This window comes from Companilactobacillus halodurans, assembly GCF_009600985.1.
Classification (GTDB): Bacteria; Bacillota; Bacilli; order Lactobacillales; family Lactobacillaceae; genus Companilactobacillus; species Companilactobacillus halodurans.
In genome coordinates, this window is record NZ_VDFP01000012.1 from 50,313 (window position 1) to 75,244 (window position 24,932).

A 24,932-nucleotide genomic window follows, 5' to 3' on the forward strand; every position below is an offset into this window, starting at 1 on the left:
TTACACCCCCTATTCTTCAATTAATAATTATCCGTGCAATTATATCGAAATACTAGTAATTAGCTTAGAAAAACTTTTTTATTTTGAATAAGGCAAATGCATAGTACCAGGAACTTTATCCCAAGCCACCGGATAACCGGCTCCATGTGCACAAAAGACTGAGTCGGGCGTGTTTTCAAGATCAGAAACTGGTTGATACTGCCTTTTTTCAACAACTTCTGCTTCGTTGTGACAAGGTCGATATCCGTCAACGATACATTCTAAATTGCCTTGCCCATGAGTATAGGCACTGACCTCTTTAGCATAACCTTGCATCGATGAAACTGGAGCAACTCCACTGAGCAGCGTCAAACTATTGCTGTCATTTATTTGAGGAGCATCAAATTTGCCATCCATTTTTTGAATATCATTCATCGCTTTACCGACTTGTTCCTGTGGAATCTCCAAACGGAACCGATACCATGGCTCTAACAACTGACAAGCATCTTCTTGTTTTGCCATCATCAAGCCTTGCCTGATTGCTCGCCAAGTAGCTTCACGAAAATCGCCACCAACAGAATGAACGATACTACCTTTGCCATTAACTAAAGTTATTTTCATATCAGTGATTGGTGAACCTGTTAAAACTCCCAAATGTTCTTTAGCAAAGAAACTCGTTTGGATTTGGTGTTGCCAATTTTGCGGCATAATATCTAAACTCAACTGGGAATCATAAGTTAAGCCGCTGCCTCTAGGTGCTGGTTGCATTAAAAGATGGACTTCAGCGTAGTGACGTAAAGGTTCAAAATGTCCTACCCCTTCAATTTCTTCAGTAATGGTTTCTTTATAAAGGACATTCCCCTGATCAAAATCTACCTTTAAATCAAAACGTTGCTCTAAAATTTGTTGCAAAACTTCTAATTGAACTTCACCCATGATTTGAACATGGATTTCTTGGAGATGATTGGACCACGTGACATGCAATTGTGGGTCTTCTTCTTCCAATTGTTTTAAAGCATTTAAACAAGCATGGATATCATTGCCATTTGGATTCAATGAGTAATTTAAAACTGGTTGAATGGTTGGCTTCAAAACATCGTTCACTTGACCTAATCCCATCCCGGGATGGGCTGAATCTAAGCCTGTAATTGCACAAACTCCACCAGCTGGAATTTCTTGTCGTAATTCAAATTTAGAACCATTGTAGACCCGTAATTGATTAGCCTTCTCATCATTTAACAAGACGGACTTGTTGTGCAAAGTTCCCCCAAGAACTCTGACCCAAGTTAATCTCTCACCCTCATCGTGTGACACTTTGAAAACTCGAGCGCCAAATTCACTTGCAAAAGAACGCTCCTTAGTCCACTCTTTGAACCCGTCCAAGAATTCAGTTATACCTGATAATTTCAAAGCTGATCCAAAGTAACATGGGAAAACTTGACGCTCTTGAATCATTTTTAAAATGGTTTCTTTTGAAACTGTCTCTGACTCCAAAAATTGTTCTAAGACAGTATCATCTTGCATCGCAATCTCTTCATAGGTTTCGCTGGAAATTGTTCCAAAAGCAATACAGCCACCAGATAGTTCCGTCTGCAATTGCTTTAGAACTTTTTTCTTATCGACGCCTAAAGCATCGGTCTTATTGATAAAAATAAAGGTCGGTATTTGATATTGCTGCAACAAATGCCACAAAGTTCTGGTATAGCCTTGGATGCCATCTGTTGCGGAAATAACTAGAATGGCATAATCTAAAACACTCAAAACTTGCTCAGTTTGTGTCGCAAAGTCCACGTGTCCTGGGGTATCTAACAGCGTCATTTTAAAATCTTGATACTGGAGGTTAGCTTGATGGGAAAAAATCGTAATGCCACGTTTTTTCTCTAAATCGTCCGAATCTAAAAAAGCACTACCTTTGTCGACACGGCCTAACTTTCTCAAACCGCCCGCTTCGTATAACAAAGCTTCCGAAAGCGTCGTCTTACCGGCATCAACGTGAGCTACGATTCCCGTCACAATCTGCTTCATATTTTCCTCCTCAATTTTTTATCTAATTTATTCAATCTATTATAGATTAACAGAAACTAACTAATTTCTTGCATAAAAAAATCCTAGTAACCAAAACGGCCACTAGGATTAGTTTTTACGCTTAATTAATTATTTTTGATTTTGAATTTCTTTAACTAACTTAGCTTGTGCCTCAGCTTGAAAGTCTTTTTGTGCTTGTTTAGCAACTTTCTTTTGTTGAGCTGAAGTCATTTGTGGATTTGCTTGCATTGCTCCGGCGATTGCCTTTTTAACGTAAGCTTCCCCTTCTTGTTTCATTTGTTTCTTGAATGACTTACTCTTCATTTTCTTTTGAAGTTGTTTTGCTTGAGTGGTTGAAAGTACTAGCCAGTCATTGCCAACTTTGAAAGTATTAGTTTGCTTGATAAATTCTTTATTGTTGCCTTCAATACCAAACAAGAATGAGTAGAAGCCATTCTTATAGACCCAACGAGTCGTCTTCTGAGTTAAAGTGGCATTATCATAATTACCAGTTTTAACAACATTTTTTACGTCAAGATCGGCTTTAGTAGTCTTAGGTTTCTTAGCATTAGCAGTTTCTGGAGTACGATAAACGTAAACATTTTCTTTGCCGCTAGTACCTAAATCTTTTCTCAAAAGCAGATTTGAACCCTTTTGAACTGATTGAACTTGGTAAACTTTTTGGTCAGTCTTTTGTTCCATACCCAGATGATTGTGTTCATTGGAAATCAAAAGAACCAAACTACAAATGAATAAAACGATGGAAATCAATGATAAAGTGTAACCAACTTTTTTATTCTTCAAAAAGACAGCGAAGTAATAACCTAGAACTGCAAAAATTATAATGGAAATAATTATCATTATTCTTCACCTGCCAATTTTGTATTCTTTAGTTGAGCCATATCAACATCTTGATTAGACTTCTTACGGTTTGTAACTGTGAAACTGATAGCAAAACCGATTAAACAGAATAAGACGGCAACAGCAAAGGCTGCGTGATATCCGGACAAAGTAGCACTCATAAAGTTATCTTGATACTTCAAAGGTGCTTGAGAAAGCATAGTCTTTGAAGGTTGAACGTTATTTGTAACGTTAGTCAAGACACTGATCAAAATAGCAGTACCCATTGAACTGAAGACTTGTCTAACAGTATTATTAACGGCTGTACCGTGACTCATCAAGTCGAATGGCAAAGCATTCATACCATCAGTAGTAGCAGGCATCATAACCATTGAAATACCAAACATACGAATCATGTAAAGAATTACGATATCGATAACAGGTGTTTCTTGTGTTAGGAAGAAGAATGGAATCGTACCAGCAGTTAACAAGAACATACCCATACGTACCAAATCTTTTGGTCCAAACTTATCAAAGGCATTACCTGTGATTGGACTCATAATACCCATCATCAAAGCACCAGGTAGCAAAGTTAAACCTGAGTGGAATGCTGACATCCCTTTAACGATTTGTAGATAAAGTGGTAGAACCATTTCAACACCGATCATGGCCATGTTAGTAACTGATGACAAGGCTGCGGCAGTAGCAAATTTCTTTTCTTTGAAAACACGTAATTCCAAGAATGGAGTTTCCATGTGTAATTGACGAAAACCAAATAATACAATGAAAATTATTCCGACAATGATTGAAACGATAACAGTTGCTGAACCCCAACCGTCATTACCAACAGATGAGAAACCATATAAAATAGCACCAAATCCAACTGTTGATTCAATCAAGGACAAAACATCTAGTTTTGAACGATGCGTTTGAATAACTGGACGCATGAAAATAAAGGCTAAAATCAAAACGATAACAACGATAGGAATGATCATCCCGAAAAGATCTCTCCATGTAAAGTTATCAATGATAAAACCTGAAAGTGTAGGTCCGATAGCAGGAGCAAGTCCAATAACTAATCCACCAAGACCCATGGCAGCACCACGTTTGTTAGGTGGAAAGACTGAAAGCATAACCATCTGCATAAGTGGCATTGTGATACCAACACCAACGGCTTGAATCAAACGACCTGCTAAGATCATCCAAAATGTTGGAGCTGTGAAACACATAATCGTTCCGACTAAGAAAGTCGACATTGCGATAATATACAAAATTTTTGTACTAAAGTTGTTACTTAACCAAGCAGTAACAGGAATCATAATTCCGTTAACTAATAGAAATCCAGTCGTCAACCACTGAACATCTGAAGTCGTAACATTGAATTCTTTCATCAATGTTGGGAATGCTGTTGTCAAAATTGTACCGTTTAAGACCGTACAAAAAGTACCTACTAGAAGAACCAAAACCAAAAGATTACGGTTAAATGGTTTCCCGTGGGCATCCAATATTCCTTTATCATTATTTGCCATAATAATAAAAATCCTCTTCTCTATTTATTTGGAAAATATTTCAATCTTGTCTAAATTCTTGTAGAGTTTCGACAAAACATTTTCCAGTTGTTTCTGTTCTTCAGAAGTTATACCGTCAAAGACTGTATCATTTATATCATGAAAAGCCTCACTAATTTGCTCATAAAGTTTCTCCCCATCGCTAGTGATATAAACAATCTTCTTCCGGCCATTGTTTGGATCCGCCTCTCGGGTTATAAATCCGCGATCTTCAAGTTTTTTTAATGAGCGAGCAATACTAGCACCATCAAACAAAGTCTTCTCACCGATTTTGTCTTGACTATATTGCTTTTCTCGGTAGACGATTGTCAGCAAAACACTTTCAAAAGCATTCAGATGTTCATTCCGTAAATATTTTGCTGCAATTCTCTTGTTCAATGTCATGTATTTCATGACAAAACCAATTAAATTATATTCGTCCATACCTCAACCTCATTTTTTACAAAAAAACTTTTTCTTTTTTAGAACAAAAAATATGTTATACCCAACTCTTGAAGAAATCAAGAGTTATGCATAACATATTTTCATGAAAACGTCTTTCATTTTTTCAGAAATTAGTCAAAGTAGTTAACACCGATGGCTTTTCTTACTTCAGATAAAGTTTGGTTAGCAACCAAATTTGCGGCATCGCTACCTTTTTTAAGAATATCGTAAACGCCAGGAATATCTTTTTCGTATTCAGCACGACGATTACGGATGGGTTCAAGAATTTCTTGTAAAACATCATTCAAGTAACGTTTTACTTTGACATCCCCAAGACCACCAGCTTGATATTGTTCTTTGAGTTCAGCTACTTTTTGCGTATCAGTCGCAAAAGCATCAAGGTAAGTGAAGACAGTATTTCCTTCAATTTTACCAGGATCTTGTACGTGAATATGATCTGGGTCGGTGTACATGGACATAACTTTCTTCGTAACTTCATCAGCTGAATCTGACAAGTAAATACAATTGCCCAATGACTTGCTCATCTTAGCATTGCCATCGATACCAGGAAGTCTGCCTTGACCCTTTGGTGGGAAAACGCCCTTGGGTTCAACTAATGTATCGACGTTATAAGTGTTATTGAAGGTTCTAACGATTTCACGAGTTTGTTCGATCATTGGTTCTTGGTCATCGCCAACTGGGACTGTATCAGCTTTAAATGCTGTAATATCAGCTGCTTGGCTAACTGGATAAGTTAAGAATCCTGCCGGGATACTTTGTCCGAATTGCTTTTTTTTGATTTCTGATTTAACGGTCGGATTTCTTTCCAAACGGGAAACAGATACAAGATCAAGATAATACATTGTTAATTCATTCAATGCGGAAATTTGTGATTGAACTAAAATATTAGTTTTACTTGGGTCGATACCAACAGAAAGGTAATCTAGAGCCACTTGAATCAAACTGTTACGAACCTTTTCGGGGTTACGAGCGTTATCAGTGAATGCTTGCATATCAGCAATCATGATAAACATCTTGTATTTACCCTCATTTTGTAATTTAACACGATTCTTCAAGGAACCTAAATAATGTCCAATGTGAAGTCTGCCGGTAGGACGATCGCCGGTTAAAATTGTATTTGTTTTCATATTTTCCTCCTGAATTTATCAAATCCTATTCATTTTTAAACAAAAAAAGCGTTCCGTCATATTAAAAAGATTAATACAACGGGACGCTTGCACGTGGTGCCACCTGTCTTGTAGAATAACTCTACCACTCTTAGTTATAAGGTGACTGACCGTTCCCATTTCCTAAGACAAGGTCGATAACTTTTTCAGCCGTGAAGTTATTCTCTGAACCAACTTACTTGAATTAGTACTCAAAAATGACTATGATTTAATGTACTCTAATTGCTATTAGCATAGTTAAAAAACGACAAATTGTCAACGAGAGGTAGTTTTTAATGACGATTAATCAATCAAAAGCTGAAGAACAACAAAGAGTCGACTCAGTTGCTAAAAAAATCGATAAAAAAATCGATCGAGTTGACCAAAGCATTGCTCAAGCACACCAAGAAACAAATCGAATTGAACGTAATTACGGCGAAAACACTAAGGTCAATACTACTGAAGTCGATGACCAAATGGAAACTAACGCTTCCGTTCAACAACAAAAACAATTGGTCTATTTGGCTGTTGAAAATGAAAATATTTTAAATTCTAATAAACTCAAGCTAGAAAATCTTCAAGGATCGCCTTACTTTGGAAGAATCGATATCGTTGAAGATGGACAAAAAGATACTCTTTATATAGGAACTTCGACACTTCAAGATGACGATGGCGAATTCTTGATTTACGATTGGCGAGCTCCTATTTCTGGGATTTACTACAATGGCGTCCTCGGAAAGGTTCACTATAAAACTCCTAATGGCACAGCTGAAGTTGATCTGCAGAAGAAACGTCAATTTCAAATCATCAACAATAAAATTAAAAATATGTTCGATACCAATGAAACTGTCGGCGATGAAATCTTGCAATCTGTCCTTGGCGAATACAGCGACGAATATATGAAAAATATTGTTGCTACAATTCAGCATGAACAAAATACCATCATTCGTGACACCCGCTCCGATATCCTTCTGGTACAAGGAGTTGCCGGTTCCGGAAAGACTTCTGCTATCTTGCAACGTGTAGCATATTTGCTATATCACAGCCGTTCGACGATGACTGCTGACAACATCGTCTTATTCTCGCCTAATAAGCTTTTCAGCAATTATATTTCTGAAGTCCTACCAAGTTTAGGCGAGCGCAATATGCGTCAAGTCACGCTCAATGAATTTATTTCGTTGCGCTTAACTGGAGTCCAAGTTGAAACTTTATTCGAAAGTTACGAAAAAGATGAACGCAACCTGCCCGAAACGACCATCAAGATTCGTTTATACAAGGAAAGCGGTGCTTTCTTGGATAAATTGGAACAACTGGAAAATGACAATCCTAATCACACTTTGGACTTTGAGGATGTGATTTTTGAGGGCAAGCCTTTCTTTACTAAAGAAGAGATTTCCGATATTTATGACCATGTCAATCACGCCTATCACATTCCTGATCGTTTCTTAAGAACGAAGAATGCTTTAATCAAACGTCTTCAAAAACGAATTCACGAAGACCGCAATGAGGATTGGGTCCAAGATGAAATCGATAATCTCTCTGATGAAGATTTCCAACAAATCATCACGGACCACAACATTGAAGAATCAACTAATCAACGTGAAATCATTGCTGAAGAATTTTTACGTGACCGTTATGCTCCAATTTACAACGCTTTAATCAACAATTATTTCTTCAATCCTTATAAAGAATACTTATATCTATTGAATCAAATGGATCAAACTTTAGTTTCTGACAGTGTTTGGCAAACAATGATTGAATCAATCGATGACCAAATTGAAACTCACAAACTAAACTTGAGCGATTCAGTCGCAATCTTATATCTACGTGATTTAGTGACAGAGAGTGGCATCAATCATGCTATTCAACATATCTTTATCGATGAAGTTCAAGATTATACGATGGCTCAATTAAAATACATCGCTCACTCATTCCCTAATGCCAAAATGACTTTATTAGGTGATCGAGCTCAAGACGTTTTAACTAGTTCTTATCGTCGAAACGATTTAGTCACTGAAGTTAATGAATTATTCAAGAATAAAAAGACTACAACGATTACCTTGAATCAAAGTTATCGTTCCACTGCGGAAATCACTAACTTTGCCAAAAAATTGTTGCCAAATGGCGAAGATGTTAAGGCCTTTTCCAGACAAGGCGAAGACCCAGTCATTAAAATATTCGATGATGACGACTATTATGAAGGCCTAAAAGAGACAGCTAAGAAATTGAACCAAAAATATGAGACCGTAGCAATTTTGACCCGTAATGAATCACAAGCTGAACAAGTTTATACACACTTTAGCGATGAATCCATTGTGACGTTAGTCGATGCCGATTTCCGTTCTATTCCTAAGGGAATTTTAATTTTGCCAATTTACTTGGCCAAGGGACTGGAATTCGATGCAGTTGTTGCTCATGATGTTTCTAAGGAAAATTATCCTGATGAACGTAGTATCGATGTTTTATACACTATTTGCACACGGGCAATGCATGATTTGATTTTATGCGTTGATAAAGATATTTCACCTTTGTTGGCGGATGAATCTTCTCGTTTGATTAGCGAAAAATAAGTATTTTAAAAGAGTTCCAATGGTAACACCTTTTTTGTTGGGTGTTTCGATTGGGACTCTTTTTTTGGGGTTTTATTTTCTGCTTTATTGCTTTTGCTTTTCTGCTTTATAGTGGAAACGAGTTACGATAGGGCAACCCATTGCGGCTAAGCCTATTTCACCAATCACTTGCAAAATACGCAAGCCATTTGTGAAATTGTCTTAGTCCTCGTGGGCTGAACGCCCTATCTCCACTCTCTGATTTTTAAACGAGTTGCGCAAGCCAGACACTTCCGGTTAAGACTAATATCTCTGCTGCCTGCTTCGCAGCCAACTGAGATATTTGCCTTAATCCTCGGTGTCTAAGCGGGCTTGCTCCACTCTCTATATTATAATAGTTCCCACAACTGCACTTACCATTCCTACAAAAATGGCTATCTTTTCATTCTTTGTGTACAAGTAAGTCAAGGCATAACACCAACCTAGAGCCATCATCATTAAGAATTGAATTAGTGATCCTGGTAAGCTGATTAAGCCTCCGACGATTCCACTTAAGATAATTCCCATTACTGCACTGTATGAGGAACTTTTTCTAAAGAAATAATTAAAGAAGAAGCCTGTTTGTACTAGTTGTTGTTGTACTGAGATTACTAACACGTTAGCTATCATATTGAAGACGAATACTTTTTGGTCTGAACTAATTACGTCATCATTTTCAAAACTTGGTATTTTACCAGTTACTTGCAAGTAGCTGACCATGATTCTCAATAAACATACCAAAATAATCATCAAACTAACTAATCCAGCATTTGATATCAAGGAATAAGCAAAGCCGTCTGCTGGGTCCGCAAAGGTTTTCTCTTCTCGATAATATTTTCTAATCATTAGAAATAAGGTAAAAATACCTACAACGAAGAAAGCTATAACTATCGGGACATTCAATCCCTTTTGCGTTGCAGCATTGTTTTTTAACATTAGGGTAACGATAGAAAATACAATCCAAATTATATATCTAACAAAATCCGTACCTGGAGATTCTCCTACGCGCATAATAAACTCTTCCAATCAATAATTTTACTTTGTCATTATATCATACGAGAATACTTCATTTTCATTCCGTTTTCCACTATTATTAATAGAGTATTCGTGGAGGAATTATTAATGAGTAAAAAACAACGCATCTTCTATTTAGATTTTATACGTGTTATTGCTATTCTCTTGGTTATTTTCATTCATGCATCAGCCATTGACACGACTAAAAATATTGGTACTGGTCAATGGCAGATAACCAAAATTTTGAATTATTTTGCCCACATTAGTGTCCCGCTTTTCTTTATGATTTCCGGAACGCTTCTGCTTAACAGTAAGAAGACGACTTCGCTTAGCTATACTTGGAAACAAAGGGTTCCGCGCGTTGTCATTCCTTTCGTGCTTTGGTCTGTTATTTCACCAATCGTCGTAGGAATCTATGTTCATTCATTATCGTTGCACAACGTTTTAACATCAGTTAAAAACATGCTTCACCAACCAACGTCGCCAACGCTTTGGTTCATGTATCCATTGATTGGAATCTATATTTTATCGCCAATTATCAAGACCTTTGTTCAAAATGCGACAACTGAAATGTTGCTGTATGTAACTGGAATTTGGTTAGTCACTTGTTCATTGCTGCCGTCAATTGCAGTCATGTTGCCAAAAAATCTTGCAGCAATTTTACAGTTATCGCCCATCGCTAATTTCTTCTTAGTCGGTGGCTTCACCGGTTACTTTATTCTGGGGTACGTGTTGACTAGACTGCACGCTGAAAAAACCAATAGTTGGTGGTTAATTCTAGTATTCTTGATTTTTGGATTTGCCGGAAACTTTATCTCAGAAGCCGTTCCTCAAATTTTCGACGCCAATAATGGCTATTATGTGACCTCAATTTTCATCCCGATAATGTCTGTTCCCGCCTTCATTTTGCTACAAAAATGGGGCAGCACTATTAGAAATAATTTCACGGTTAAAACTTTTGAATTCCTATCACCCTTGGTATTTGGAGTTTACTTGATTCATAACCTTTTGATTTTGTACATTGAGCCATTTTTCATGAGTCATTTACCAATTCAAGGCATTATTGCAACGTTTATTCGTTACTTTGCTATTTTGATATTATCAATCTTTATCATCTGGATATTGAATTTAATACCTGGCTTAAATTACTTATTAACAGGAAATTCGCATAAGAGAAAGTAAAAAAAATAGAACAACTAATTCGTTTAAAATTAGTTGTTCTATTTTTTTAAATTAATCTTCTTTTTTAGTAATTCGAGTAGCTTTCAAAATCAATCCAAAGGCTACCATGATAAATCCAACAATTGTAGCTAAGATTCCAGTTGTAGTACCTGTTTGTGGCAATGAACCAGTTTCATCATCAGAGTTGGAAGAAGATGGTGTTTGCGATTCATCCTTATTATTGCCAACAACTCCTGGTAGAAGTCCCGCTTCCAAATCTGGATTTGTTCCTTCTGAACTGCCATTAGTAATTACATCGCCATTACTATCTTCTGAACCAGAATTATCTTCTGAATTGTTATCTTCAGTACCAGTGCTGTCTTCAGAATCTTCATCAGTACCTTCATTTTCGTTACTATCATTTTCGTCTTCATCGCCAGCGTTAGGATCTTCGCCTTCTGAACCACTGTCAACTTCAATTAAATCACCAGTATCTGGGTCAATGTCTTCTTCGACTTCTTCTTCGTCAGGATTCTCGATATTGTCGCCATCATTTTCATCTTCACCGGGTTGATCGGGTACTTCACCGGGGATTTGAACTGGCTTTTCAAATTCAGTTTCAACGTTTGAATCATCTTGGAAATCCCATCTGTGAGTTTCAGCGTTGATGTTAACTTTATCGGCAACGATATTACCATCTAAGTTTTGGTTAACTGTTACAGTAGCTTTTGGAGCCAAAACGCTGCCTTGGAATGGACGATCAATGATAACTGTTCCATCGTACAAGTTGTCGCTAGCTTCACTATTGTAAAAGTTCCAGAGCAAGTGATTATCATCGAAGAACTCAGTTTCTTTGTTAGGACGTTCTTCGTTATCGACACCAGTACCATCGTTATAAATCAATTTGATCTGTGATGTGACATCATAAGGGTCATCACACTTGGTATCAACGTTGATGATGATATTAGTCCCACCAGAATCTTTTGAAAGTCCAGCAATTGTCAAAGGAGTTCCTGAAGTCAAAACGTCACGGTCAAGATTAATAACAATTTGGTTATTAGCATTAGGTTCATAATCTTCCAAATTGATTACACGTTGGTTTTGGTCAGGAAAATCGCTATTGGTGATACTTACTTGAGGGGCTTGATTTGATAAGGAATTAGATTTTCCTTCAAGAAAATTAAAGTATTCATCAAAATCGATGTACTTATTGCCATTCTTATCTTGGTAAGTTTCACCTTTAGTCAAATGATCAATATTTGTTCCATCAACATTGGTCCGATCAGGATTAGAAACATCTACATTATTATTTTCACCAAAAACAACTTTGTTAGTTCTATTTTCACTCTTATTAACAAAGGAACTACTTGCAATATTATTATGATTTTGAACATATGATATATCTTTTTCAACATGTCCTTCATGAATGTTAGTTCCGAAATTAACATTACCATTTAGAGTACCAACAGCAATATTACCATTCGTATGAGCATTCAAGGTTGCTTCATTAGCAAAGATATGGAAGTTTGAAGCATAGCCAAGTTGATTTGAATCCTCATTTGAAAAATCATCACTGACATTGCCGCCATCTTGAACATCGTTGTTAACTGACTGCGTTACAGCACCGTTTTGTGCTGCACTGCTTTGTGTCGTAGCACTTTGTGCTGATCTAGTTTGAAGCAAACTATTTTGAGTTGTACCATCTTGTTTCGTATTATTTTGGGTTGCATTATTTTGATTGGCATCATTATAAGTAGAACTGCTTTGAGTTGAAGCAGCGTTACTTATTGCAGTGCCATTAGTTCCCGTCGAAACTGCATTCGTCGTATTACTATTGACAGTGTTTTCCTGTGTAGTATCAGCTTGGACGGTGGTGCTACTCATCCCCATCAAAACTGCAGCACTCACAGCAACACATGATAAAGCCCATTCTTTTCCCTTTTTCATAAACATAATTAACCAAATCTCCCTCTTCGATCTAGAATAATTATTATCTAGTTATAAATCAGGTAATAATATTATTTATGAAAATTATTACGCTGAATAATTTTAATGTCAAATTACATTTTTATTAATAAATTGTTAGCAAATAGTAAATAAATAAGTTTGTCAGGATACTAATAATAGGAAAATTGACGAAAAAAAACATGGCAATTCCAATTGGATTACCATGTCTTTTGAATTTTATAAAATAATATCTGAATAATTAATTACGAGGTTGTTTACCCATGGCAAAAGCTGCCACACAACCAAAACCTGTATGACTCGAAATTGTCATACCAATAGGATAAACTTGAATATCTGCTTCTGAAAATTTAGCTAAAATAGCCTTTTTGACGATTTCTGCGGCCTCATAATCACCACTAGTCGTGATAATAATAGGTTGATAAGGATCGTCTTTTAAATCTTTACAAATTTTCTCTGCTAATTCCAATAGTGACTTTTTACGGGTCCTAGTCTTAGAAACCAGTCTCAATTTTCCAGCTGGGTCAACATCAAGAATCGGCTTAACTTTCAAGATGGTTCCTAAGGCTGCTGACGTCCTAGAAATTCTGCCACCGTGATAGAGATAATTTAAGTTATCGACAGTAAACCATTGTTGCAAACTCAATTTGTTCTGATCGAACCATTTTACTAACTTGTCGAGACTTGCTCCTGACTTTTGCAACCTGATAGCTGCCAAAACTAATTGGCCTTCGCCACCACTGGCTGCTAAGGTATCGATAATTCTAATATCAGCTTTTGGATAAGTCTCCAACAGCATCTCTTTAGCCTGAATTGCACTAGACATCGAACCACTTAATCCTCCGGAAAAGCCAATGTAAACAATTGGAGTCTTGGCTTTCACGTAAGGTTCAAAAAATTCATAATATTCGCCAACATTGACTTGAGTCGTCGTTGGCAAAACGCCAGCTTTAATTTGTTTATAAAAATCATTGATATCATAACTTTTACCCAAATCATTAATAAGTTCCTGATCATTTACTTTGATATGGAAACTAATCGCTTTAACGTCGCTATCTTCTAAAGTAGCCAAAGGTAAATCACACTCTGAATCGGTTAATATTTGATACATAATTACCTCCTAGTATTAATCCGGGCGATGAAAATGAAATACTGCCTAATAATACCATTTATTTTAGTTATGTAAACTTGACTAGCTAGTTTTTAAAACTATGTATTTTTGAGATAATATTTTTTATAAATTTGTATAAAAAAACGGTTGAGAGTCTAAAAAGTGACTCTCAACCGCCATTTCAGCCGACTGTCGGATTTGAACCGACGACCTTCACCTTACCATGGTGACGCTCTACCTATCTGAGCTAAGACGGCAAGACATCTTCTACACTATTTTAGCAAATTTAATAGTAGCAGAAAATGCTTTTACCTAAAATGCCTCAATTATTTCAGCTATTCCGGTTGCAAAGAAGAAAAAGGCCAGCATAAAGACAATGAAACCTCCTGCAAGAACGGGATTAAATAATAAAATAAATCCAAATAACAAATTCAAGAACGCTACGATAACAATTAGAATATAGTATTTTCTACCAAAGAAATGATACAGACGCGAAGTGAATATTTGGAATATCGCATCCAGTAAAAACCAAATGGCAAACATATACACAATTACGGTAATTCCCACACTAATATGGGAAATAAAAATAATTCCAATAATAATATTTACAATAGCAAAAAAAATTGTCCAACCGCTGCGGACTCCTAAATATTTAGTCATTTGCGATCCCAGCCAAAGTTGATAAATTCCTCTTAAAATGACTAATCCCCCAAAGATCACTGCAATTGTCGACAAACTATTCAGTGGATACCACAACACTAAATAACCGGCGTATAACGACACTAGTCCGATGATGAATCCAAACCAATCGAAATGACGTCTTGGTTCACTCATAACGACTCCCCCTTTTTTAATATAAAATAATTTTAACATTTTAAATTATCAAAGTTGTAAGATATGCGCTATAATATATAAGCTAATAATATTATTAGGTTAAACGAAAGGTTGTAAAATTGTCCCCTAACAAAGAAAATTATTTAAAAACCATCTATGAATTAAATTATGATTTCACTAAAATCACTAATAAACGTATTTCAGAAATCATGAACGTTTCTGCTCCATCAGTGACAGAAATGTTGAATGCCTTATCCAGCGAGGGTTACTTAACGCATTCTCCTTACAATAAAATCGTCCTGACTCCTAAGGGAAATAAAGTCTCCGAAAAGTTAGTTAGAACGCACCGCCTTTGGGAAGTTTTTCTTAACAAATGTCTCAAATACCCGGTTGATAATGTCCATCATAACGCTGATGCTCTTGAACACTCCTCAGATGACGATTTAATCGATCACCTGAATGATTTCCTTGATCACCCACAACGTTGCCCACATGGCGGAATTATCCCTGGTAATGGTCAAGGTGAAACTGATGCCGACGACAAGCTATTGAGTATGATTTCTGATGGATCACGTGTTCAAATTGTCAGAGTTTCTGATAATTATGACTTTTTGCAATATTTCGGCAGTTTAAATATTGAAATTGACGATATTATCGAAGTTATTAAACATGAAAAATTTGATAACTCATTAGTCGTCAGAAAAGAAGACGGAACTAATATCACTATTGGTGCTAAAGCCATTGATTACATCTTCGTTGAAAACAGATAAAACAAAAGCCTAGCAATATTTCAGTTCAAATCTGAAATTATTGCTAGGCTATTTTATTACTTGCTTTGATTCTTTTGATTATTTTCTAGGACTTTTTGATAAAAAGTTGTGAGCGTCAATTGCTCATATGGTTGCAACCAAATTGATAGCAACTCATGAGTTAAAGCATTTAAAATTTCCCAGAAGAAAAATTCTAAACAAAGTGAAAAGTAAGTCCACTTGTAACCCCTCATTAACGTTGAGCTTCGACTAAAGGTTGAAAAAGCCATCCTCAAGGTCCACTTGCCTTGATCTTCGACATCATCTTTGAAAACTAAAAAGACTTGCGAAAAAATCATCAAAAACCAAATTCCCGGGATTATGTATAGCATAAATCCTGCTTCAATAAACAACCCGAATAGCGCCGTTATAAAGAGCAATGGGAAAAAGTAGCGTCCTGAGAAAATTTGTAAACTGTCTTTCAAAGCGTTTGTTTGATAATCAGGCTGACGTATTTTATCTAAAATCGCATAGGACACGCCAACGCAAATCAAGATAAAGAAAAACATAAAAGCATAAACAAACACGCTAGTTTCCGGTGTCAACGTCAACATATAGTTTCCAGCTGAACTTGGGTCATTAGCCATGTTCATCGATATTTCTGACAGACGTTTACTAGCCTGCTCTGGATTAGCCAAATTGACATTCAAATTAGCCATCCAATTGGTATAAATTTTTAATCCAAAATACACTGCCACAAATCTCAATAGAATCGGAATGACATTCAAAGATATATTTCCCTTTATATCTTTTCTAAAAGCTCGATGGGCTTCCCTTCTGATTTCCAAGGCAGATATTCTATTTTTCGCGTTATTCATCAATAAATATCCCTCACAATTGCAATAACGCCATTATAACAAAGAAAGCAATAGCAGCATAGTTTACTTGATTGTAATCAGACCCTTGTCGGCTGCCTTCACATCCAATAAATTAGTAGAATCAATTTTATTTTGATAATTATTTCCATAATTTTTACCAAAGTAACGAACAATTCCACGGTCAGTTGACAATTTCATTCCATCAACCATTATTGAGCTTCCACTAAATCGTCCTGAATTAAACAATTTAAATTTATTCTGATTCATCAACGTTGATTTAGATATAGCGACCTTGCCGTGATTAATCAAGGCATTCATCGAATCCAAATTTGATTCCTGAAGACTTAAATTCGATTCATCTAAGTTGATATTTGATCTGGTAAAGGTCGTATTATCGGCTTTAAAATCAGAATAATCACTAGCTGATAAAGTCATATCACTTATTTTAGAATTCTTCGTACTGAACGTAGCGTTATAAAAGTTTGCTTTATTAAGTTTTTTTATCGTTACATCATTCAAATAAAGATTTGCATCATAATCCAGGTCTTTAGCGGTTTTCATCAGATGACTTACCGTTACATCATTAATGTGAATATTGCTATCAGCCAAATTGATGCTGATATTATCAAGTGATTTGTTCATTGGAATAGTAATCGTTACTGATTCACGTCCAAAAAAATTCACGCCGATATGGTTTTTTTGCTTATTGGCTGAAACTGTTAATGTACCATCTTTAACTTTATAAGTTGGTGCCTGTGATTTATCGCCATCGACATGAATCTTATAACGGTCGCCAAAACGAACATTAACGTTAGCACTACGACCATCTAGATAAATATTATCGAATTTTTCCAAAGGATAGGTTTCATCAACATTTTGGGCCACTTTAAAGCCGTGATTCCAAACAACGGAACGATTGGCGCCCATCAAAAATCCACCTAGGAGCAATATTCCACCGACTATCAGTAAATAAAAGCCGGTTACAAAATACTTACGCATTCTTCTTTTCCCCCTTCATCGGAGTTTTTCGACCGTATAGTAACTTCTTTCCTAACCAGCGGAAGAAAATTACCACGACGCTAAAGAACCACTTCAATAAGACGATTGCTACTGGTATTAAGAAGAAATCAACGCCTAGAATAAGCAACCCGACGCCGACATAAAAAATAGTTGTCGCAAACGACTGAAAGATGACTGATAGACCGATAAAAATAGCTCCGATACCGCCAACTACGGACATAGCCAACAAGAATAAGAACAATAAAGCTAAGAATACTGCTACACCCACAATAATCAACATTAATGGTATCAAAATAATGGCAATCAAAATCGCTACTGGAGAAGCCATTAAGGCCAAAATAATTAAGCCAATCATTTTCATATTCTTAGAAAAACGTTCGCTGCTAGTTATCTGACCGTTATTGAAATTCTTATAATTCTCTTCAGACATTTTGATTGAATAATCTGCTAAAACTTTCCGAGCCAAATTCTTGGGTGTTCCCAATTCATTAATAATTTTGTCTGAAGTCTGCAAATTAGCATCAATCATGTATTCTTGATAAAATTCTACGACGTCATTGCATTCTTTATCATCAAGCTGATGCAAATAAAGTTTGAATTCATCAATATAAGACTCAACTGCATTATTTTTCATTGTTCCCCTCCAAGATAGCATCTGTTGCTGCCTTTAATTCTTGCCAATTATTCTTTATCTTCACTAATTGCTCTCTTCCTAAATCTGTAATTTGATAGTATCGACGATTTCGACCTTCAAACGCTTCATCATAGGTACTTAACCAATCTTCGTTTTTCAAACGACGTAAGATTGGATACATCGTTGATTCAGAAATTGGAAAAATCTTCTTGATTTCGCGAGTGATCGCATAACCGTAATAATCTTTTTTAGTGAGTAGAGCTAAGACTGAGCCTTCAAGAATCTCAGTCGAAACTTGAATTGCCATATTATCTCCTCATTTTCCATATATTATACGTCGTATAATATTGTTTGATTAACAATATATTACATATAATAATATAAGTCAATTTTGAATAAAAAATACTTGACTTTTTTCATTATAGGCCGTAAGCTTGTTTCAACATTTTAAAACAAGTAAGAAAAACGACGACAGAAGAGTAGCTTTGTAAATTAGTCCAGAGAGTCAACGTTGGTGCGAGTTGATCTTTTTACCTAGCGAAACACATCTGTAAGTTGAATGATTGAAAATCAAGTAGGTCATTTCGGTAGCACCGTTACAGCTGAAGTTATTGTAACTTCATGAGCCTAGTATCGTGAGATGTTAGGAACCAGAGGTGGTACCGCGAATAAGTCGCCCTCTTAGTCTTTTGACTGAGAGGGCCTTTTTTATTTACGATATCTATTTTGCAATAACTTCTTGAGGTTAGTATCGTGAGATATTAACGAACTCGAGGTGGAACCACGTCAAGACGTCCTCTAGCATTATGCTAGTGGGCGTTTTTTTATACTTGTAAAGGGGAGAGAAATTATGATGAACTATATCTTGGAAATTTTACCGTCATTATTGAGCGGTACCGCAATGACTTTAAAAGTTTTCTTTTGGACAATCATTTGTTCATTACCATTAGGAGTCTTGGTATCATTGGGAAGAAGCTCTAAATTCAAACCATTAAGTTGGATTCTTTTATTCTACATTTGGGTCATGCGTGGAACCCCATTGCTTCTCCAATTGATCTTTGTCTTTTACGGACTGCCAAATATGCCATTTGCACATATCGTCTTTGAAAGATACGATGCCGCACTCTTTGCATTTATCCTCAACTACACTGCTTATTTCGCCGAAATCTTCCGTGGTGGATTTGATTCAGTCAACAAAGGACAATTTGAAGGTGCTAAAGTTTTAGGCTTAAGCTACTGGCAAACAATTAGAAAAATTATTATCCCCCAAGTTGTTAAAATCGTGCTTCCTTCAATCGGTAATGAAGTAATCAACTTGGTCAAAGATTCATCCTTGGTCTACGTAATTGGCTTGGGCGACCTATTGAGAGCTGGAAATATTGCTAGTTCCCGAGATGTCACGCTTTTGCCCCTAGTCTTAGTTGGTATTATTTATCTATTATTAACCTTGATTTGTACTTGGGTACTCAAAGTCTTAGAGAAACGTTTCAGTTATTATCGTTAGGAGAGAGAAATTATGTTGAAATTAGAGAATGTCACAAAAAGTTTCGATGGCAAAACAATCATTAATAATCTAAGCCTTGAAGTGAAAGATAATTCAATTCTTAGTATTGTTGGACCTAGTGGTGCTGGTAAAACGACTTTGCTCCGCTGTATCGCTGGTTTAGAAAGAGTCGATTCTGGAAGTTTTATTTTAAATAATCAATCTTTTGATCCCTTTGACGAATCCGTTAAGGAACGTGTCGTTGGCGTTGTTTTCCAAGATTTCAATCTCTTCCCTCACCTATCAGTTATGGAAAATATTGCTTTAGCACCTAAAATGGTTCTAAAACAAGATAAAGCGACAATTGAAAAAAACGTTAATAATCTCTTGAGCCAATTGGGATTGACTAATCTTAAAAATCAATATCCATTTGAATTATCCGGTGGACAAAAACAACGTGTCGCCATTGCTCGAGCTTTAGCGATGCAACCACAAATCCTTTGCTACGATGAACCAACTTCAGCCCTCGATCCTAATTTACGTGATACTGTGGCTGAATTGATTCTCGACTTGAAAAAAACTGGCATCACACAAATCGTTATCACCCACGATCCTAGTTTTGCCAAAAAGATTGCTGACCAATTGCTTGAAGTTAAACCATTAAATAATTAATCATTAGGGGGATTAATAACATGAAGAAAAAAATATTAATATTTGTAACCTTATTAGCCTTCTTTGGATTAACTTTAGCTGGTTGCAGCAATGATAAAAAATCTGTTGCACAAGAAGCCAATACGACCGATACTTGGTCTTCTATCAAAAAAAGAGGACGAGTTATCATTGGCTTGGATGATACTTTTGTTCCTATGGGTTTTCGTGAGAAGAATGGTAAATTAGTTGGCTATGATATAGACCTGGCTAAAGCTGTTTTTAAACAATATGGTATTAAAGCTGACTTTCAACCGATTGATTGGAATATGAAAGAGACTGAATTGCGTAATCGGACGATTGACTTAATTTGGAACGGCTATACCATTACGCCTGCTAGAAAAAAGCAATTAATGTTCTCCCGACCTTATATGGCTAACCGACAAGTTTTAGTTACAAAAACTAAAGATAACATCACTTCATTTAAGGGAATGAAGGGCAAAACCTTAGGTGCACAAACTAGTTCCTCCGGTGCCAGTCTTTTAGATGAACACCCTGCTATGTTGAAAAATTACATCAAAAATAAAACCCCTGTCCTCTATGATTCCTTCAATAATGCTTTGATGGATTTAGATGACAAACGAATCCAAGGCTTATTGATCGATAGTGTTTATGCTGGTTATTACATCAGTAAAGAAAAAGATCCATCATCTTATCGCGTAACTCGTGGTGGTTTCACAGGTGAAGACTTTGCAGCTGGAATGCGTAAAGGCGACAAGACCTTGAAGAAGAAAGTTGATCAAGGATTGCAACACTTAGCTAATACTGGCGAATTACAACAAATCAACAAAAAATGGTTTGGAAATTCCAACAATTCATTGATAAAGCCTGAAAAATAAAGCAACTAAAATAGAATTTGAGACATAGCACGACTTTTTATGCCTAAAATAAATAGCTCCTGGTAATCAAAATACGATTACCAGGAGCTATTTGCCTTAATGATCGAAAGCTAATATTATGTACCGCTTTCTATTATTTAGTTTAAGCTATTAAGCTTTTATCCTGTTTTGCTTCACTTTTAGCAAAAGGTTCAATGATACTCTTTAATAAATCTTGATTCCGTAATTGTTTTTTCCACTCATCGCTGATATGGTCGCTAAGCATTTCGCAACTAGCTAAAGTAGCAGTAATACTTGCAACTGTATCGGTGTCGTCGCCTAGATTGACTGCTAAAATCACGGCACTATCGATGCTGGTTGAATTCAATACGCACCACGTACAAGTTAATAAAGTATCAACTACATATCCTGTCGACTTGATATTTTGTCTCAAAGTAGTATCAAAATCTGATTTGAACATTGCCTCATAATTTGGCAATTCAGCTAATTCATCAGGTTGGTTTTGTAAAGCCTTGGTCAACTTGTCTGGTAACGTTTCAAGAACTCTTCTAAACGGTTGACCATTTAAAAGTGCATGTAAAATTTCTAAATAAATATAACTACCCACAATTGCTCTTGGGTGACGGTGCGTTAAACTAGTATAATTCTTGGTCAATTTTAACCTTTTTTGTAAATCAGGTTCATCCATTAAATGAATGGCTAATGGTGCTAACCTCATCAATGCCCCATTGCCATTAGCGTAAACGCTAGTATCGCCACTTTTTAAAGCTGAGTAGTGATTAACTGACCAATTTCTAATTGCTTTAGTACAAGTATTCCCAATTCCGAAAGTTTGATCATCAGGCGTATATTGATTGTGAAACATATAATTGTCGAACTTTTTCATTAGTTGGTCGTAATTGCCACCCTCAGTTAGATTCTCCATCAATGGCAATGAAAAAGATGTGTCATCAGACCAGCTGCCCTTAGGTTGTTCCCAAGTACCTGAATCTGTCATGTCATCCAGATAATACGAATCACGTTTTTTGAATTCAACTGGAACCCCTAAAGCATCACCAACAATTCCAGCATATAAGATGTTCTCTATTTGACACGCTTCCATATCTTCATCTCCCGTCGAAAAACTGGGGCTAAAATTAATCAGTCCCAGCTAGTTTTAGTCTTCTATATTAAGAATACTACAATTTTTCCCATCTATAATCATATTAATAAGCATGTTTAATCCTAAAAAATTAGCAGAATGAAAGCTAGTAAAATGCCGAACCATGCCAACAAACTAACTCTCTTCTTGTCATTACGATTTTTTCGTAAATTTTTATTCATAAGCATCGGCCTCCGTGCCTAAGAAAGTTATATCATCTTCAGATAATAATGAAAAGGCTTTTTTACGAAAAAAATTCTTTATTTTTCTTATTATTTTTTCAGGAAATTGCCATTTAATTAGAAAAAATCATGGCTATTTTCAAAATTTTCACGAGCATTTTCCGAACATTTCAGTATAATTAAAGTATAAATATAAAGGAGTTTCAATTTAATCATGAATAAAAAGAATCGCGTTTACTTAGCTGGACCATTTTTTAGCGAGGGTCAAATCAAACGTCTCGATGAAGTTCAAGCATTGCTGGAAAAAAATCCAACTATCGGTGATATCTTCCGTCCTGGAAAAGACGAATATACTGCTGCAGAATTTGGTTCAAGAGAATGGCAATCTGCCGTTTATAAACATGATATCAACAACATAAATGTTTCCGATGTTGTAGTCGCAATGTTAGACTATAAAATAGAAGAGAATGAATTGGAACCAGACTCCGGTACAATGTGGGAATGTGGTTATGCCGTAGCCAACAATGTCCCCGTTATCGGTGTTAGAAACATGGCTGATGAACCATTGAACTTGATGCTTGCAGGAAGTTTAACAGCCTTTTTCAACGGTCACGACAATATTCAAGAAATCAAAAACTACGATTTCAATTCATTGATGACACGCTATGAAAATGTGAAAGTACTTTAGGAGGATCATCATGTCACAAGTAACACAACGAACGGAAAAATCCATTATTACAGCAATGGTCTCGTTATTAGGGAAGAAACCATTTGAAAAGATCACTGTTGGTGATATTTGTGACGAAGCAATGATCAACCATAGTACTTTTTATCGTTATTTCAGCGACAAATACTCATTGTTGCATGCTGTATTTTCATACTTATTGGATGATTTGATTGAGAATACTTCAAATGCTAAAACGATTGTTTTCCAAATTGCTGATTTTATGGAAAAAAATAGTAAGTTTATCCACCATATTTCACCGCAATATCAAACAAGAGCTAATCTTTATCCGGAGTTTCGCAGCATCTTGCAAGATATTGTTGAAACTAAAAGCAAGGATCCTGAAAGTCAAAAAGATCCTTTAATTAAAATGATTACCGAATCAGATGCACCAGAACTGATGATTAGTTTCATCGTAGGTGGTTTGATTGGCTTGGTTGAATATCTTGAAGATAATGACTTCAAAGTTTCACGAACTAAATTTATTGAATTTACCTCAAATTTCTTTAATAAATGGTCTGATTAAAATGTGTCAACTGTCCTTTTTTGGATGGTTGGCACTTTCTTTGTTTGTCAGGTTATAAGCTTTAGGTTTACAATTGTGACATTGTGTTATTTTTAGGAGGATAAAAATGCAATCATCTAAATCGCAAAAGGGATGGTTCTTATTTAGTATGATGCTGATAGCGGCAAACCTTCGTTTACCAATTACTATCATTCCACCATTACTGAGCACCATTGAAAAAAATCTCGGCATCCCTAAATCTTTAGCTGGATTGATCACATCGATTCCACTAGTTACTTTTGCTATTCTTTCACCAATTATCGTTAAATTCGCTAAAAAATTGGGAAACGAATTAACAATTTTTATATTCTTTATTCTATTGATTTTAGGAAGTTATCTCAGAATTATTCCCAGCATTTGGGCTTTAATGATTGGTACCTTTTTAGCTGGAGTCGGCATTGACAGCGGAAATGTCCTAGTTCCTGCAATCATCAAGGATCGTCTGCCAGACCAAATTCCACTAGGTACCAGTTTATACACTCTATCGATGTTGCTGATTGGTGCCATTGGAACAGCTTTGTCCGGAATATTTATTACTAAAATCAGTTTGCAATCGACACTTGCTATTCTTTCGATTCCAGCAATTATTGCGCTCTTCTTTTGGATTCCTAGCTTACGTCACAATCAAAGAGATAAAACTAAAACTGAAAAGAAGGTCAATTATCGTAGCGTTTGGAATCAATCGCTCGGTTGGTTGATTACGGCTTTCTTTGGTCTACAATCACTAGTCTACTATTCAATGATTACCTGGTTGCCTTCGATCCTTCAGGACCATGGCATTGGAACGATTTTTTCAAGTAACCTACTTACACTCTTGCAATTGAGTGGTCTACCTTGTTCATTTATCGTGCCTTACTTGTCAGTCAAAAAACATGGTATGAAATGGCTCTTATCAATGCTTTTGATTGGTTATGCCATTTCTCCACTCGGATTCCTGATTTCTACTGGCAATGCGGTCTTCTTAGTCATCATTACTATTTTGACAGGTTTTGGCTCTGGACTAGCCTTTAACATGGCTGTCATCTTCTTCACTGAAAAGACGACTAATCCTTACCAAACTGCCGAAGTTTCCGGAATGGCACAATCTGCTGGTTATTTATTGGCCGCGATTGGACCCGTTTTGTTCGGTTATTTAGAGAATATGATCAGTTCATGGAGTTTAATTATTTTAATTTTAGTAGTCATGTCAGTTTTATTGACATTATCAGGGGTTTTAATTGCCAAACACAAACCTATTGCTGAATAATAAACAGAGTAATCTAAGATTTTTAGGTTGCTCTGTTTTCTTGTTTTATAATATTCAATGACAAAAGAAAAATTTAGGGGAGTTTACAA

General features: G+C 36.0%; 23 protein-coding genes, 1 tRNA gene and 1 other annotated feature. Of the genes, 9 read left to right on the forward strand and 15 right to left on the reverse strand.

Annotation, left to right across the window (positions count from 1 at the left end; translation table 11 throughout):
- Positions 1 to 78: 78 nt before the first annotated feature.
- The 5 genes from FHL06_RS07215 to trpS form a co-directional block, all read right to left on the reverse strand.
- A complete protein-coding gene (locus FHL06_RS07215; protein ID WP_153385555.1) occupies positions 79 to 2,004 on the reverse strand; it encodes an elongation factor G in 1,926 nt (641 codons plus the stop codon).
- A 129-nt stretch (positions 2,005 to 2,133) separates the two neighbouring features.
- A complete protein-coding gene (locus tag FHL06_RS07220; RefSeq protein WP_153385556.1) occupies positions 2,134 to 2,865 on the reverse strand; it encodes a DUF4811 domain-containing protein in 732 nt (243 codons plus the stop codon).
- On the reverse strand, positions 2,865 to 4,373 hold the full coding sequence (locus FHL06_RS07225; RefSeq protein ID WP_153385557.1) for an MDR family MFS transporter: 1,509 nt from the start codon (positions 4,371 to 4,373) through the stop codon (positions 2,865 to 2,867). The genes FHL06_RS07220 and FHL06_RS07225 overlap by 1 nt, the downstream gene beginning before the upstream one ends.
- Before the next feature lie 24 nt (positions 4,374 to 4,397).
- Positions 4,398 to 4,835: a MarR family winged helix-turn-helix transcriptional regulator gene (locus FHL06_RS07230; RefSeq protein WP_153385558.1), complete on the reverse strand. Its 438-nt coding sequence runs from the start codon at positions 4,833 to 4,835 to the stop codon at positions 4,398 to 4,400.
- Positions 4,836 to 4,966: 131 nt separating this feature from the next.
- Complete coding sequence (trpS, locus tag FHL06_RS07235; RefSeq protein ID WP_153385559.1) at positions 4,967 to 5,983, reverse strand: tryptophan--tRNA ligase; 1,017 nt, start codon at positions 5,981 to 5,983, stop codon at positions 4,967 to 4,969.
- Positions 5,984 to 6,297: 314 nt separating this feature from the next.
- On the opposite strand from trpS, the gene helD reads away from it, so the two are divergent.
- Positions 6,298 to 8,571, forward strand: a complete 2,274-nt coding sequence (gene helD, locus FHL06_RS07240) for an RNA polymerase recycling motor HelD (protein ID WP_153385560.1) — start codon at positions 6,298 to 6,300, stop codon at positions 8,569 to 8,571.
- Between the two features lie 363 nt (positions 8,572 to 8,934).
- On the opposite strand, the gene FHL06_RS07245 is transcribed toward helD, so the two are convergent.
- On the reverse strand, positions 8,935 to 9,600 hold the full coding sequence (locus FHL06_RS07245; protein ID WP_153385561.1) for a CPBP family glutamic-type intramembrane protease: 666 nt from the start codon (positions 9,598 to 9,600) through the stop codon (positions 8,935 to 8,937).
- Between the two features lie 111 nt (positions 9,601 to 9,711).
- Between FHL06_RS07245 and FHL06_RS07250 the strand changes: the two genes are divergently transcribed.
- Entirely contained in the window at positions 9,712 to 10,785 is a 1,074-nt protein-coding gene (locus tag FHL06_RS07250) for an acyltransferase (protein ID WP_153385562.1), read from the forward strand.
- 51 nt (positions 10,786 to 10,836) lie between these two features.
- On the opposite strand, the gene FHL06_RS07255 is transcribed toward FHL06_RS07250, so the two are convergent.
- The 4 genes from FHL06_RS07255 to FHL06_RS07270 form a co-directional block, all read right to left on the reverse strand.
- Positions 10,837 to 12,717 (reverse strand): collagen-binding domain-containing protein, encoded by a 1,881-nt coding sequence (locus FHL06_RS07255; protein ID WP_153385586.1) that lies wholly within the window; start codon positions 12,715 to 12,717, stop codon positions 10,837 to 10,839.
- Between the two features lie 253 nt (positions 12,718 to 12,970).
- Positions 12,971 to 13,840 (reverse strand): DegV family protein, encoded by an 870-nt coding sequence (locus FHL06_RS07260; protein ID WP_153385563.1) that lies wholly within the window; start codon positions 13,838 to 13,840, stop codon positions 12,971 to 12,973.
- 183 nt (positions 13,841 to 14,023) lie between these two features.
- Positions 14,024 to 14,097, reverse strand: a tRNA-Thr gene (locus FHL06_RS07265).
- 55 nt (positions 14,098 to 14,152) lie between these two features.
- Entirely contained in the window at positions 14,153 to 14,674 is a 522-nt protein-coding gene (locus FHL06_RS07270) for a DUF308 domain-containing protein (RefSeq protein WP_153385564.1), read from the reverse strand.
- Positions 14,675 to 14,793: 119 nt separating this feature from the next.
- Here FHL06_RS07270 and FHL06_RS07275 point away from each other — a divergent pair, with 119 nt between their 5' ends.
- Complete coding sequence (locus tag FHL06_RS07275) at positions 14,794 to 15,444, forward strand: metal-dependent transcriptional regulator (RefSeq protein WP_153385565.1); 651 nt, start codon at positions 14,794 to 14,796, stop codon at positions 15,442 to 15,444.
- 56 nt (positions 15,445 to 15,500) lie between these two features.
- On the opposite strand, the gene FHL06_RS07280 is transcribed toward FHL06_RS07275, so the two are convergent.
- From FHL06_RS07280 to FHL06_RS07295, 4 genes are all read right to left on the reverse strand, one after another.
- A complete protein-coding gene (locus FHL06_RS07280) occupies positions 15,501 to 16,301 on the reverse strand; it encodes a DUF975 family protein (protein ID WP_153385566.1) in 801 nt (266 codons plus the stop codon).
- Between the two features lie 63 nt (positions 16,302 to 16,364).
- Positions 16,365 to 17,300, reverse strand: coding sequence for a DUF4097 family beta strand repeat-containing protein (locus FHL06_RS07285; RefSeq protein WP_153385567.1), 936 nt, complete (start codon positions 17,298 to 17,300; stop codon positions 16,365 to 16,367).
- Complete coding sequence (locus FHL06_RS07290; RefSeq protein ID WP_153385568.1) at positions 17,293 to 17,955, reverse strand: DUF1700 domain-containing protein; 663 nt, start codon at positions 17,953 to 17,955, stop codon at positions 17,293 to 17,295. Before FHL06_RS07290 ends, FHL06_RS07285 begins: the two co-directional genes overlap by 8 nt.
- Entirely contained in the window at positions 17,945 to 18,262 is a 318-nt protein-coding gene (locus tag FHL06_RS07295; protein WP_153385569.1) for a PadR family transcriptional regulator, read from the reverse strand. The genes FHL06_RS07290 and FHL06_RS07295 overlap by 11 nt, the downstream gene beginning before the upstream one ends.
- Positions 18,263 to 18,414: 152 nt before the next feature.
- Positions 18,415 to 18,639: a binding site (T-box leader), on the forward strand.
- Positions 18,640 to 18,805: 166 nt separating this feature from the next.
- Between FHL06_RS07295 and FHL06_RS07300 the strand changes: the two genes are divergently transcribed.
- From FHL06_RS07300 to FHL06_RS07310, 3 genes are read left to right on the forward strand one after another with little or no spacing between them, the layout of a single operon-like run.
- Positions 18,806 to 19,459, forward strand: a complete 654-nt coding sequence (locus FHL06_RS07300; RefSeq protein ID WP_153385570.1) for an amino acid ABC transporter permease — start codon at positions 18,806 to 18,808, stop codon at positions 19,457 to 19,459.
- Positions 19,460 to 19,471: 12 nt separating this feature from the next.
- Positions 19,472 to 20,110 (forward strand): amino acid ABC transporter ATP-binding protein, encoded by a 639-nt coding sequence (locus FHL06_RS07305; protein ID WP_153385571.1) that lies wholly within the window; start codon positions 19,472 to 19,474, stop codon positions 20,108 to 20,110.
- A gap of 20 nt (positions 20,111 to 20,130) precedes the next feature.
- Positions 20,131 to 20,985, forward strand: coding sequence for an amino acid ABC transporter substrate-binding protein (locus tag FHL06_RS07310; protein WP_153385572.1), 855 nt, complete (start codon positions 20,131 to 20,133; stop codon positions 20,983 to 20,985).
- A gap of 142 nt (positions 20,986 to 21,127) precedes the next feature.
- Here the strand turns inward: FHL06_RS07310 and FHL06_RS07315 are convergent, their stop codons facing one another.
- Positions 21,128 to 22,087 (reverse strand): ADP-ribosylglycohydrolase family protein, encoded by a 960-nt coding sequence (locus FHL06_RS07315; RefSeq protein WP_153385573.1) that lies wholly within the window; start codon positions 22,085 to 22,087, stop codon positions 21,128 to 21,130.
- 435 nt (positions 22,088 to 22,522) lie between these two features.
- On the opposite strand from FHL06_RS07315, the gene FHL06_RS07320 reads away from it, so the two are divergent.
- The 3 genes from FHL06_RS07320 to FHL06_RS07330 all read left to right on the forward strand — a co-directional run bounded on the left by FHL06_RS07320 (position 22,523) and on the right by FHL06_RS07330 (position 24,843).
- The gene (locus FHL06_RS07320) at positions 22,523 to 22,996 is read left to right on the forward strand and encodes a nucleoside 2-deoxyribosyltransferase (protein WP_153385574.1); all 474 of its coding nucleotides are present in this window, start codon (positions 22,523 to 22,525) and stop codon (positions 22,994 to 22,996) included.
- Positions 22,997 to 23,006: 10 nt separating this feature from the next.
- Complete coding sequence (locus FHL06_RS07325) at positions 23,007 to 23,558, forward strand: TetR/AcrR family transcriptional regulator (protein WP_153385575.1); 552 nt, start codon at positions 23,007 to 23,009, stop codon at positions 23,556 to 23,558.
- A gap of 106 nt (positions 23,559 to 23,664) precedes the next feature.
- The gene (locus FHL06_RS07330) at positions 23,665 to 24,843 is read left to right on the forward strand and encodes a CynX/NimT family MFS transporter (protein WP_153385576.1); all 1,179 of its coding nucleotides are present in this window, start codon (positions 23,665 to 23,667) and stop codon (positions 24,841 to 24,843) included.
- Positions 24,844 to 24,932: the final 89 nt, after the last annotated feature.

Bases quoted from the DNA above. Each gene is read 5' to 3' on its own strand.
- FHL06_RS07215 (WP_153385555.1), bottom strand. From the start codon at position 2,004: ATGAAGCAGATTGTGACGGGAATCGTAGCTCACGTTGATGCCGGTAAG.
- FHL06_RS07220 (WP_153385556.1), bottom strand. From the start codon at position 2,865: ATGATAATTATTTCCATTATAATTTTTGCAGTTCTAGGTTATTACTTC.
- FHL06_RS07225 (WP_153385557.1), bottom strand. From the start codon at position 4,373: ATGGCAAATAATGATAAAGGAATATTGGATGCCCACGGGAAACCATTT.
- FHL06_RS07230 (WP_153385558.1), bottom strand. From the start codon at position 4,835: ATGGACGAATATAATTTAATTGGTTTTGTCATGAAATACATGACATTG.
- trpS (WP_153385559.1), bottom strand. From the start codon at position 5,983: ATGAAAACAAATACAATTTTAACCGGCGATCGTCCTACCGGCAGACTT.
- helD (WP_153385560.1), top strand. From the start codon at position 6,298: ATGACGATTAATCAATCAAAAGCTGAAGAACAACAAAGAGTCGACTCA.
- FHL06_RS07245 (WP_153385561.1), bottom strand. From the start codon at position 9,600: ATGCGCGTAGGAGAATCTCCAGGTACGGATTTTGTTAGATATATAATT.
- FHL06_RS07250 (WP_153385562.1), top strand. From the start codon at position 9,712: ATGAGTAAAAAACAACGCATCTTCTATTTAGATTTTATACGTGTTATT.
- FHL06_RS07255 (WP_153385586.1), bottom strand. From the start codon at position 12,717: ATGTTTATGAAAAAGGGAAAAGAATGGGCTTTATCATGTGTTGCTGTG.
- FHL06_RS07260 (WP_153385563.1), bottom strand. From the start codon at position 13,840: ATGTATCAAATATTAACCGATTCAGAGTGTGATTTACCTTTGGCTACT.
- FHL06_RS07270 (WP_153385564.1), bottom strand. From the start codon at position 14,674: ATGAGTGAACCAAGACGTCATTTCGATTGGTTTGGATTCATCATCGGA.
- FHL06_RS07280 (WP_153385566.1), bottom strand. From the start codon at position 16,301: ATGAATAACGCGAAAAATAGAATATCTGCCTTGGAAATCAGAAGGGAA.
- FHL06_RS07285 (WP_153385567.1), bottom strand. From the start codon at position 17,300: ATGCGTAAGTATTTTGTAACCGGCTTTTATTTACTGATAGTCGGTGGA.
- FHL06_RS07290 (WP_153385568.1), bottom strand. From the start codon at position 17,955: ATGAAAAATAATGCAGTTGAGTCTTATATTGATGAATTCAAACTTTAT.
- FHL06_RS07295 (WP_153385569.1), bottom strand. From the start codon at position 18,262: ATGGCAATTCAAGTTTCGACTGAGATTCTTGAAGGCTCAGTCTTAGCT.
- FHL06_RS07300 (WP_153385570.1), top strand. From the start codon at position 18,806: ATGATGAACTATATCTTGGAAATTTTACCGTCATTATTGAGCGGTACC.
- FHL06_RS07305 (WP_153385571.1), top strand. From the start codon at position 19,472: ATGTTGAAATTAGAGAATGTCACAAAAAGTTTCGATGGCAAAACAATC.
- FHL06_RS07310 (WP_153385572.1), top strand. From the start codon at position 20,131: ATGAAGAAAAAAATATTAATATTTGTAACCTTATTAGCCTTCTTTGGA.
- FHL06_RS07315 (WP_153385573.1), bottom strand. From the start codon at position 22,087: ATGGAAGCGTGTCAAATAGAGAACATCTTATATGCTGGAATTGTTGGT.
- FHL06_RS07320 (WP_153385574.1), top strand. From the start codon at position 22,523: ATGAATAAAAAGAATCGCGTTTACTTAGCTGGACCATTTTTTAGCGAG.
- FHL06_RS07325 (WP_153385575.1), top strand. From the start codon at position 23,007: ATGTCACAAGTAACACAACGAACGGAAAAATCCATTATTACAGCAATG.
- FHL06_RS07330 (WP_153385576.1), top strand. From the start codon at position 23,665: ATGCAATCATCTAAATCGCAAAAGGGATGGTTCTTATTTAGTATGATG.